Origin of the sequence: Arthrobacter sp. BPSS-3 (assembly GCF_044628475.1) — a bacterium.
Taxonomy (GTDB): Bacteria; Actinomycetota; Actinomycetes; order Actinomycetales; family Micrococcaceae; genus Arthrobacter.
The window spans coordinates 368,779-378,928 of sequence record NZ_JBIMMV010000003.1; the positions used below are offsets into that span (position 1 = coordinate 368,779).

General features: G+C 69.1%; 11 protein-coding genes. 7 read left to right on the forward strand and 4 right to left on the reverse strand.

The features are described from left to right. The first annotated feature begins 195 nt into the window (after positions 1 to 195). Positions 196 to 1,149, forward strand: a complete 954-nt coding sequence (locus ACFVY3_RS07485) for a heme o synthase (RefSeq protein ID WP_290257911.1) — start codon at positions 196 to 198, stop codon at positions 1,147 to 1,149. Between the two features lie 36 nt (positions 1,150 to 1,185). On the opposite strand, the gene ACFVY3_RS07490 is transcribed toward ACFVY3_RS07485, so the two are convergent. The 4 genes from ACFVY3_RS07490 to ACFVY3_RS07505 are packed head-to-tail and all read right to left on the reverse strand — an operon-like array spanning position 1,186 to position 4,587. After that, the gene (locus tag ACFVY3_RS07490; RefSeq protein WP_290257910.1) at positions 1,186 to 1,824 is read right to left on the reverse strand and encodes a DedA family protein; all 639 of its coding nucleotides are present in this window, start codon (positions 1,822 to 1,824) and stop codon (positions 1,186 to 1,188) included. Between the two features lie 54 nt (positions 1,825 to 1,878). Next, positions 1,879 to 2,823 (reverse strand): heme A synthase, encoded by a 945-nt coding sequence (locus ACFVY3_RS07495; protein WP_400159278.1) that lies wholly within the window; start codon positions 2,821 to 2,823, stop codon positions 1,879 to 1,881. Positions 2,824 to 2,830: 7 nt separating this feature from the next. Then, positions 2,831 to 3,622 carry an ABC transporter permease gene (locus tag ACFVY3_RS07500; RefSeq protein ID WP_290257908.1) on the reverse strand — a complete coding sequence of 264 codons (792 nt, stop codon included), beginning with the start codon at positions 3,620 to 3,622 and terminating at the stop codon, positions 2,831 to 2,833. Next, on the reverse strand, positions 3,619 to 4,587 hold the full coding sequence (locus ACFVY3_RS07505) for an ABC transporter ATP-binding protein (protein WP_290257907.1): 969 nt from the start codon (positions 4,585 to 4,587) through the stop codon (positions 3,619 to 3,621). The genes ACFVY3_RS07500 and ACFVY3_RS07505 overlap by 4 nt, the downstream gene beginning before the upstream one ends. A gap of 150 nt (positions 4,588 to 4,737) precedes the next feature. On the opposite strand from ACFVY3_RS07505, the gene ACFVY3_RS07510 reads away from it, so the two are divergent. The 6 genes from ACFVY3_RS07510 (at position 4,738) to ACFVY3_RS07535 (ending at position 9,967) form a co-directional block, all read left to right on the forward strand. After that, positions 4,738 to 5,580: a metalloregulator ArsR/SmtB family transcription factor gene (locus ACFVY3_RS07510; RefSeq protein ID WP_290257906.1), complete on the forward strand. Its 843-nt coding sequence runs from the start codon at positions 4,738 to 4,740 to the stop codon at positions 5,578 to 5,580. Continuing rightward, on the forward strand, positions 5,580 to 7,043 hold the full coding sequence (gene sufB / locus ACFVY3_RS07515; RefSeq protein ID WP_290257905.1) for a Fe-S cluster assembly protein SufB: 1,464 nt from the start codon (positions 5,580 to 5,582) through the stop codon (positions 7,041 to 7,043). The genes ACFVY3_RS07510 and sufB overlap by 1 nt, the downstream gene beginning before the upstream one ends. Then, on the forward strand, positions 7,043 to 8,329 hold the full coding sequence (gene sufD, locus ACFVY3_RS07520; protein WP_400159279.1) for a Fe-S cluster assembly protein SufD: 1,287 nt from the start codon (positions 7,043 to 7,045) through the stop codon (positions 8,327 to 8,329). The genes sufB and sufD overlap by 1 nt, the downstream gene beginning before the upstream one ends. Before the next feature lie 36 nt (positions 8,330 to 8,365). Then, a complete protein-coding gene (locus ACFVY3_RS07525; RefSeq protein ID WP_400159280.1) occupies positions 8,366 to 8,725 on the forward strand; it encodes a non-heme iron oxygenase ferredoxin subunit in 360 nt (119 codons plus the stop codon). Between the two features lie 101 nt (positions 8,726 to 8,826). Then, positions 8,827 to 9,621, forward strand: a complete 795-nt coding sequence (gene sufC, locus ACFVY3_RS07530; protein WP_400159281.1) for a Fe-S cluster assembly ATPase SufC — start codon at positions 8,827 to 8,829, stop codon at positions 9,619 to 9,621. A 13-nt stretch (positions 9,622 to 9,634) separates the two neighbouring features. After that, positions 9,635 to 9,967 carry a metal-sulfur cluster assembly factor gene (locus tag ACFVY3_RS07535; RefSeq protein ID WP_290257901.1) on the forward strand — a complete coding sequence of 111 codons (333 nt, stop codon included), beginning with the start codon at positions 9,635 to 9,637 and terminating at the stop codon, positions 9,965 to 9,967. The last annotated feature ends 183 nt before the right edge of the window (positions 9,968 to 10,150 follow it).

A 10,150-nucleotide genomic window follows, 5' to 3' on the forward strand; every position in this document is an offset into this window, starting at 1 on the left:
GGCGCGCCGCCACGGTATGATGGTCGGAGGCTCCGGAAGGGGCGCTATTTGGCCTGCGCGCCGCGCGGTTCCCGGCGGGAACCGAGCCCCGCCCGGGCACCGTCGGCCGCCGTCCGGTCCGTGGCTTTTCCTTAGGTCCGGGACCCTGCGGGCCTGGCCGACTGATCCAGCAGACAGAACAGCAGACAGAACAGAGTGACTGCCACCGTGAGCACAACAGAAACGCCGTTGAGCGTCCCCCAGGCCCGGATCGGCTTCCGCCGCAAGGCCAAGGCCTACTTGGCGCTCACGAAACCGCGGGTCATCGAGCTCCTGCTGGTCAGCACCCTCCCCACCATGATTTACGCCGAGCGCGGCTTCCCGTCGCTGGGCCTGATCCTCGCAACCCTGGTGGGCGGCGCCTTCGCCGCCGGCAGCGCAGGGTCCTTCAACTGCTACATCGACCGGGACATCGACAAGCTGATGCACCGGACCGAGAACCGCCCGCTGGTCACCGGCGAGGTGACGCCCCGCGAGGCGCTGGTCTTCTCGTGGCTGCTGGGTGCCGCCGCGATCGTGATCCTCTGGTTCGGCGCGAACCCGCTCTCCGCCTGGCTGGGCCTGGGCGCCATCGTCTTCTACGTGGTGATCTACACCATGATCCTCAAGCGCCGGACCGCGCAGAACATCGTCTGGGGCGGGGCCGCCGGCTGCTTCCCCGTGCTGATCGCCTGGGCCGCGGTGACGAACACCGTTCAGTGGCCCGCCGTCGTGCTGTTCATGGTGATCTTCCTCTGGACCCCGCCGCACTACTGGCCGCTGTCCATGCGCTACGGCGAGGACTACCGCAACGCCAACGTCCCGATGCTCGGTGCGATCGCCGGCGCCCGGGTGGTCTCCGTCCAGGTGGTGCTCTACGCCTGGGCCATGGTGGCCTGCTCGCTGCTCCTGATCCCGGTCGGCGGCGCCGGCTGGGTCTACACCATCACCGCCGTCGCCGCGGGCGCCTGGTTCCTCTACGAGTCGCACGCCCTCTACGCCCGCGCCCAGGGCGGGGACGTGTCCAACAAGGGCGCCATGAAGGTCTTCCACGGCTCCATCAGCTACCTGACCCTACTCTTCATCGCCCTCGCCGTTGACCCGTTCGTGGGTTCCGCGCTCGTCGGTTAGGACTCCCAGGAAGAACACCCGGCTGGGAGACCTCCGCTAGGCCTCTTCGGAGGCTGCCGGTTCCGGTTCCCGGCGTGCCCTGCGGGAGCGCCGCAGGTGCCAGACGACCAGGCCGACAATGCCCAGCACCACGATGACTGCGGTGATGTCCTGCCCGGCAGCCTTGGCGACGGCGTCGTAGGAATTGCCCGCGAAGAAGCCCAGCAGCACGAATCCGGTGCCCCAGACCAGGCCGCCGGCGGCGTTGAAGGCCAGGAACCGGGGGTAGTGCATCCGCGAGGCCCCGGCCAGCGCGGGCATCACGGCGCGGAAGAAGGCCACGAACCGGCCCAGGAACACCGCCGAGCCGCCGCGCCGGCGCAGGAACGCCTGGGCTTTGGCCAGGCCGCGGCGGCGCCGCTTCATGATCCGGATGTCCAGCAGCCGCGGTCCCACGTGCTTCCCGATCTCGTAGCCCACGGTGTCCCCGGCGATCGCGGCGGCGACCACGACGGCGGCCATGCCCCAGAGCGGAACCTCGCCGCGGCTGGAGATGACGCCGCCGAGGACCGCCGCGGTCTCACCCGGGATGACGAAGCCCACGAAGATGGCGTCCTCGGCAAAGACCAGGCACGCCACGATGGTGAAGGCCAGTGCCGGGCTGATGTTCAGGATTCCCTCGACAACCGCGCCCACATTCCCTGCCCTCCTCCGCCGTGATTCCGGCGGTTACAGGGTCAGGGTACCGGGTCAGGCCCGGGGGCTGCTGTGAGCCAGGTCCGCGGCGTTGGTGGAGGCGGCCATCAGCAGGGCGGCGCCAAGCATGTGCGCGGCCACCAGGAGCGCGGGGATGCCGTTGTAGTACTGCGTGAAGCCGATGACCGCCTGCAGGACCGTGACGCCCAGGAGCAGGAACGCGGCGGTCCGGAACGGTCCGGTGATCCGGCCGTGGAGCACCAGGTAGACGCCAAACAGGGCGCCGGCGGTGACCAGGTAGGCCGGGACGGCGTGGATGTGGGAGACGAAGTCCCAGTCGAGGTTGTTGCGCGGGGCGTCGGCGTCGCCGGCGTGCGGTCCGGCACCGGTCACCACGACGCCGAGGCAGACGGCGACGGCGGAGAACAGGGCGGCGGCGGTCAGCACCGGCCGCGCGGCGCCCGGCAGGGCCGGGAGGGTGCGGTTGCGGGCCCGGCCGGTCCGGCCGTAGGCGCGGTTGACCAGCAGGGTCGCGAGGACCACCAGGGCCATCGAGACCAGGAAGTGCAGGCCCACCACCCAGGGGTTCAGGCGGGTCAGGACGGTGATGCCGCCGATGATGGCCTGCGCGGGGATGCTGGCCAGCAGGCCCAGGGCCAGCAGGAACAGGTCGCGGCGCTCCTTGCGGAGGTTCCACAGGTAGACCAGCATGGCGACGGCCACGGCGGCGAGGGCGAAGGTCAGGAGCCGGTTGCCGAACTCGATGAAGCCGTGGATTCCCATCTCCGGGGTGTTGACCAGGGAGTCGCTGGTGCAGCGCGGCCAGGTGGGGCAGCCGAGGCCGGAGGCGGTGAGGCGGACGGCGCCGCCGGTGACCACCAGGACGGTCTGGCCGATCAGCGACAGCAGCGCCAGCCGGCGGATCGCCGGGTTGACGGTGGTGGGCAGCCGGGAGGACATCCGGGACAGGATCCGGGCGGGGCGGGATACCGTGCTCACATCATTCTCAATTCCACTTGAACCAACGGGCCGCCGCGGCGCCGGCGAGGGCCGTCCACAGCAGCAGGATAAGGACGGCAAAACCATTGACGGTGCCGGTCAGGAGCGCGTCGCGCAGCGCCTGGCCCAGCGCGCCGGAGGGCAGGAAGTGCACCACCGCCTGGGCCAGGGCGGGGAGCCGTTCGGCGGGCAGGACGATGCCGCCGAGTGCGCCGAGGAGGATCCAGAGCAGGTTGGTGATGGCCAGCGTGGCCTCCGGCCGCACCGTTCCGGCCACCAGCAGGCCCAGCGAGGTGAACGCGGCGGCGCCCAGGACCAGCAGAAGCAGGGCGGGCAGCAGTCCGGCGGCTTCGGGACGCCAGCCCATCGGCAGGGCGACGGCGGTGACCACCAGTACCTGGACCACCAGCACGGCCAGGACGGCCAGGATCTTGCCGACGATCAGGCCGGTGCGGCCCAGGGGTGTGCTGGAGAGGAAGCGGAGCACCCCGTACCGGCGGTCGAAGCCGGTGGCGATGCCCTGCCCGGTGAATGCCGTCGACATGGCGCACAGGGCCAGGATGCCGGGCACGGCGATGTTGACCCGGCTGTGGCCGAGGCCGTCCAGCAGGGGAGTGACGGCCAGGCCGATCAGGGCCATCAGCGGCAGGATGACGGCCAGGATCAGCTGTTCGCCGTTGCGCAGCATGGTGACCGTCTCGTAGCGGCCCTGGAGCAGGATGCGGCGGACCAGCGGCGCGGGTTCGCTGCCCAGCGGGGCGGGCGCGGCGGCGGCCTGCGGTGCGGGGGCGGAGCTCATCGGGTCTCCCTTCCGGAGATGTCGAGGAACACGTCCTCCAGGCTGCGGGCGGCCAGGCTCATCGAGGCCGGCATGATGCCGCGGGCTGCCCACCAGGCGGTGACCGCGGCCAGGTCGGCCGGGGTCAGGGCACCGGAGACGCTATAGCTGCCGGCCCGGGTCTCGCGGACGTCGACGGCGGCGGGCAGCACGCCGGTCAGGTCCAAGCCGGGCTCGGCCTCGAAGAGCAGGGTGCGGACGTTGCCGCCGGGGGCGTCGGGGGTCAGTTCGTGGCGCAGCAGCTGGGCGACAGTGCCCTCGGCGACGTTGCGGCCGTTGTCGATGATGTAGACGTAGTCGGCCAGCCGCTGCGCATCATCCATCAGGTGGGTGGTGAGGATGATGGCCATGCCGCTGTCGCGGAGTTCGCCGATCAGGTCGAAAACCAGCTGGCGGGACTGGGGGTCCAGGCCCGCGCTGGGCTCGTCGAGGAACAGGACCTCGGGCCGGCCGGCCAGGGCGGCGGCGAGGGCCAGCCGCTGCTTCTGCCCGCCGGAGAGGCGCCGCACGCCGGTACGGCTGAAACTTTCGATGCCCAGCCGGGCCACCAGGTCCTCAACCGGCCACGGATCCTTGTACATGCCGGCGATGTGGTGGAGCAGGGGGATGGGACGGGCCGACGGCGGGAGGCCGCCGTCCTGCAGCATCACCCCCACCCGGGAGCGCAGCTCGGCCCCCGCGGTGTCCGGGTCTTGTCCCAGCAGGCTGATGCTGCCTCCGGTGCGCTTCTGCATCCCCTGGGCGCACTCGATGGTGGTGGTCTTGCCCGCACCGTTAGCGCCCAGCAGGGCCGTCACCTGGCCGCGCTCGGCCACCAGGGACACGTCGCTGACCACCCGCAGCATCTTGCCGTCCAGGCTGGGAACGGGGCCAACATCCTTGATGAGACCCTGAATGGCCAGGGCGGGGGATTCGGGAGATCGCACCGGAACATTCTACGGGATGTAGTAGGGCGCCAAGCTGGGAGCGGGCCGGGGGCCCGGGTGGGGAGGTTCCCCGGTGCCGGCCTCCGCCGGGGAAGCCATGCCTTACTGGAACGCCGGACTAAATTACGACATGATTGTGTTGTGTATTCCATGAGTTCTGTGACTGCTTCCGCCGCGCCCCCAGCGCGCGCGGATCAGGCGCGCCCGGCCATCGGGGCGCGGGAGACTCCAGCGCCGCCGGTCACCGCCGCGGACGCCGAGGAGCGCACCCGGGACCGCGTGCTCAGCGCGGTGCTGGAACACGGCCCGATCAGCGCCGCCGAGCTCGGCGAACTGCTGGGCTTCACCCCGGCCGCCGTCCGCCGGCACCTGGACCACCTGTCCCGCCGCGGTGTCATCGAAGTCAAGCGCGTCGCGCGCGCGGGCGCCGGAGCCGGCCGTCCCGCCCGTCGCTACGTGCTGAGCTCCCAGGGCCAGTCCAGCCTCGGCAACGACTACCTGGACATCGCCGCGTCCGCCCTGCGCCGCCTCGGCGCGGCCGCCGGGGATGACGCCGTCCGGGAGTTCGCCGTCGAACGCTTCGAGGCAATGGAGCGACGCTACGCCCCCGCGATCGAGGCCGCGGGCAGCGACATCACCGCCCGCGCCCAGGCGCTCTCCGACGCCCTGAGCCGGGACGGTTTTGTCGCCTCCGCCCAGACGATCGAGGCCAAGGCGCCCCTGCCGGCTGCGCTCTCCAGCGTGCAGCTGTGCCAGGGCCACTGCCCGATCCAGCAGCTCGCCGCCCAGTTCCCCGTGTTCTGCGACGTGGAGACCGAGGTGTTCTCCCGGCTGGTCGGCGTCGACGTCCGCCGGCTCTCCACCCTGGCGCGCGGCGGCCACGTCTGCACCACCCACATACCTACGGGCCGTCCGGCCGCCGTCGGGACCACCGGTCCCGACGCTCCGGGCAACCCGGACGAAGTATCCAACCATCTGCAAGAAAGGCCGTGATGACGGACCAACTATCAGAGAAGAAGGTTGCTGAATCCACTGTGATCTCGGAGATTCTGGAAAAGAACCCCGAGCTGCACGGAATTGGCACCTACGAGTACGGCTGGGCCGACAAGAACGACGTCGGCGCCAACGCCCGCCGTGGCATCGACGAGGAGGTCGTCCGCGACATCTCGGCCAAGAAGAACGAGCCCGAATGGATGCTCGACCTTCGCCTCAAGGGCCTGAAGTACTTCGACCGCAAGCCCATGCCCACCTGGGGCGCGGACCTCTCGGGCATCGACTTCGACAACATCAAGTACTTCGTGCGGTCCACCGAGAAGCAGGCCGCCAGCTGGGAAGACCTGCCCGAGGACATCCGGAACACCTACGAGAAGCTGGGCATCCCGGAAGCCGAGCGCAGCCGCCTGGTCTCCGGCGTCGCCGCCCAGTACGAGTCCGAGGTGGTCTACCACCAGATCCGCGAGGACCTCGAGGCCCAGGGCGTCATCTTCCTGGACACCGACACCGCCCTGCGCGAGCACCCGGAGATCTTCCAGGAGTACTTCGGCACCATCATCCCGGTGGGCGACAACAAGTTCGCCTCGCTGAACACGGCCGTCTGGTCCGGCGGTTCCTTCGTGTACGTGCCCAAGGGCGTCCACGTGGACATCCCGCTGCAGGCCTACTTCCGGATCAACACCGAGAACATGGGCCAGTTCGAGCGGACCCTGATCATCGCCGACGAGGACTCCTACGTCCACTACATCGAAGGCTGCACCGCGCCGATCTACACCTCGGACTCGCTGCACTCGGCCGTCGTCGAGATCGTCGTGAAGAAGGGCGCCCGCGTCCGCTACACGACCATCCAGAACTGGTCCAACAACGTGTACAACCTGGTCACCAAGCGCGCCATCTGCGAAGAGGGCGCCACCATGGAGTGGGTCGACGGCAACATCGGCTCCAAGGTCACCATGAAGTACCCGGCCGTCTACCTGGTCGGCGAGGGCGCCAAGGGCGAGACCCTCTCGATCGCGTTCGCCGGCGAGGGCCAGCACCAGGACACCGGCTCCAAGATGGTCCACATCGCGCCGAACACCAAGAGCTCGATCATCTCCAAGTCCGTGGCCCGCGGCGGCGGCCGTGCCGCCTACCGCGGCCTGGTCCAGGTCCGCGAGGGCGCCAAGCACTCGGCCAACACCGTGCGCTGTGACGCCCTGCTGGTGGACACCATCAGCCGCTCCGACACCTACCCCTACATCGACATCCGCGAGGACGACGTCGTGATGGGGCACGAGGCGACCGTCTCCCGCGTCAGCGAAGAGCAGCTCTTCTACCTGATGTCCCGCGGCATGCGCGAGGACGAGGCCATGGCCATGATCGTGCGCGGCTTCATCGAGCCGATCGCCCGTGAGCTTCCCATGGAGTACGCGCTGGAGCTGAACCGCCTGATTGAACTGCAGATGGAAGGATCGGTCGGTTAATGACTGACATCACTACTGAAAAGGCCCGCATCGGCGCGCCCTCGACCCAGCCGCTGATCGACGGCTTCACCGAGGAGGGCGAAAACCTCTCCCCGCTGAACACCGTCGATTCCAAGGCGCCGCTGGGCGGGGACGCCGTCAAGGCCCACTCGCACGGCGGCGGCGTCGGCGTCCCGGACAGCTCGCGCGCCGGCCGCCTGACCTCCTACGCCCTGGCGGACTTCAAGCCGCTGACCGGCATGGAGGAGGACTGGCGGTTCACCCCGCTCAAGCGCCTCCGCGGCCTGCACACCGAGGTCCTGAACGGCGCGGCCCCGGCCGTTACCGTGACTGCACCTGACAGCGTCCGGGTTGAGTCCGTGGACCGCGGCGATGCCCGCATCGGCTCCGCCGCGATCCCGGAGGACCGGGTCTCCGCCAACGCCTGGGAGAACTTCGCCGGCGCGACCGCCGTCACCATCCCGGCCGAGGTCCAGGCCGAGGGCGAGATCACCCTCGTGCTCACCGGCCAGGGCGACGCCCCAGCCGCGCAGCACATCGTCATCACCGCGGAGAAGTTCTCCAAGGCCGTCGTCGTCCTGGACCACCAGGGCAGCGCCGTCGTCTCCGAGAACGTCGAAATCCTGGTCGAGGACGGCGCCGAACTGACCGTCATCTCCCTGCAGGAGTGGGCCGACGACTCCGTCCACGCCTCCTCCCAGCAGGCCAAGCTCGGCCGCGATGCCAAGTTCAAGCACATCGTCGTCAGCCTCGGAGGCGACCTGGTCCGCGTCACGCCGTCGGCCCGCTTCACCGCCCCCGGCGCCGAAGCCGAAATGTACGGCCTGTACTTCGCCGACGCCGGCCAGCACCTGGAGCAGCGCCTCTTCGTGGACCACGCCGTCGCCAACTGCAAGTCCAACGTGCTCTACAAGGGCGCGCTGCAGGGCAAGAACGCGCACACCGTGTGGGTGGGTGACGTCCTGATCCGCAAGGAAGCCGAAGGCACCGACACGTACGAGGCCAACCGCAACCTGGTCCTCACCGACGGCGCCCGCGCCGACTCCGTGCCGAACCTGGAAATCGAGACCGGCCTGATCGCCGGCGCCGGCCACGCCAGCGCCACCGGCCGTTTCGACGACGAGCACCTGTTCTACCTGATGGCCCGCGGCATCCCGGAGAAGGTGGCCCGCCGCCTGGTGGTCCGCGGCTTCCTCAACGAGATCATCCAGCAGATCAAGGTGCCCGCCATCGAGGAACGCCTCACGGCCGCCGTCGAGCGCGAGCTCGCCGCGACGGACAACTAGGGCGCGGCAGCGGCGGACACGGAACAGGACGGACACATGACGGAACAGCCCAAGGGCGAGCTGGTATGCACTGCCGGCGACATCCAGGTCAAGCAGGCCCTGCGGATTCTGATCGACGACTACCCCGTAGCCGTGGTCAGGGACTCGATGGGGGAGATCCACGCGATCGGTGACACCTGCTCGCATGCGGACATCTCCCTCTCCGAGGGCGAGGTGGAAGGGTGCGCGATCGAGTGCTGGGGCCACGGCTCCCAGTTCGACCTGCGCTCCGGCCAGCCGCTGCAGCTGCCCGCCTATGACCCGGTGCCCGTCTTCGCCGTCACGATCGCTGACGGCAACGTCTACGTTGACGTCAGCACCGTGCTCAACGGCGCCGAGGCGCCCAACGCCGGCTGACCGCCGCCGCACCGCAGTCCACTGCACCAGGTAAGTACCCACACTTTTTAGACGAGAACCATCCGGCCGCAGAGGCAGCCGGACAGAGGAGAACACGACACATGTCCACTCTTGAGATCAAGGACCTGCACGTCAGCATTGACACCGAGCAGGGCACCAAGGAAATCCTGAAGGGCGTCAGCCTGACCATCCGGACCGGCGAGATCCACGCCATCATGGGCCCCAACGGCTCCGGCAAGTCCACCCTGGCCTCCACCATCGCCGGGCACCCGCGCTACAACGTCACCAGCGGCTCCGTCACCCTCGACGGTGAAGACGTCCTGGAGATGAGCGTCGACGAGCGCGCCCGCGCCGGCCTCTTCCTGGCCATGCAGTACCCGGTGGAGGTCCCCGGCGTGAGCATGACCAACTTCCTGCGCACCGCCAAGACCGCCATCGACGGCGAGGCCCCCAAGCTCCGGACCTGGACCAAGGACGTCAAGGCCGCCATGGAGCAGCTGCGCATCGACGCCGACTTCACCCAGCGCAACGTCAACGAGGGCTTCTCCGGCGGTGAGAAGAAGCGGGTGGAGATCCTCCAGCTCGAGCTCTTCAAGCCGAAGTTCGCCATCCTCGACGAGACGGACTCCGGCCTGGACGTCGACGCCCTGAAGGTCGTCTCCGAGGGCGTCAACCGCGCCCAGTCCGGCGGCAACATGGGCACCCTGCTGATCACGCACTACACCCGGATCCTGCGCTACATCAAGCCGGAATTCGTGCACGTGTTCGTCGACGGCAAGGTTGTCGAGGAGGGCGGCCCCGAGCTGGCCGACCGCCTCGAAGAAGAAGGCTACGACCGCTACGTCCAGGGTGCCGGAGCCGCAACCATCGCTGCCGACGCCGCAGCACAGGCCTAGTAAGGACTACGCCATGACCGAAACGAATACGGCCCGCACGGGCCTCGAGGACGTCGAGGAGGCGCTCAAGGACGTGATCGACCCCGAACTCGGGGTTAACATCGTGGACCTTGGCCTGCTCTACGGTCTGAAGTACTCCGACGACGACGGCGCCCTGCTGATCGACATGACGCTGACGACGGCCGCGTGCCCGCTCACCGACGTGATCGAGGAGCAGGTGGGCCAGGCCCTCGACGGGATCGTCGACGACTGGCGGCTGAACTGGGTCTGGATGCCGCCGTGGGGTCCGGAACGGATCACCGAGGACGGCCGCGACCAGATGCGCGCCCTCGGGTTCAACATCTAGGTCCGTCCCCACCGCCTCCGGGCAACGGCTTAACGACGACGGCGGCCGCCCACCTTGGCGGTTTCTAGTGGTCGTTGCAACACTGCTGGTGGCTAGGTAGCTAGTAGTAAATCACGCAGACGCTCGGCCGGGGTATCCCAGCCGAGCGTTTTGCGTGGGCGGCCGTTGAGTTCCTGGGCGACG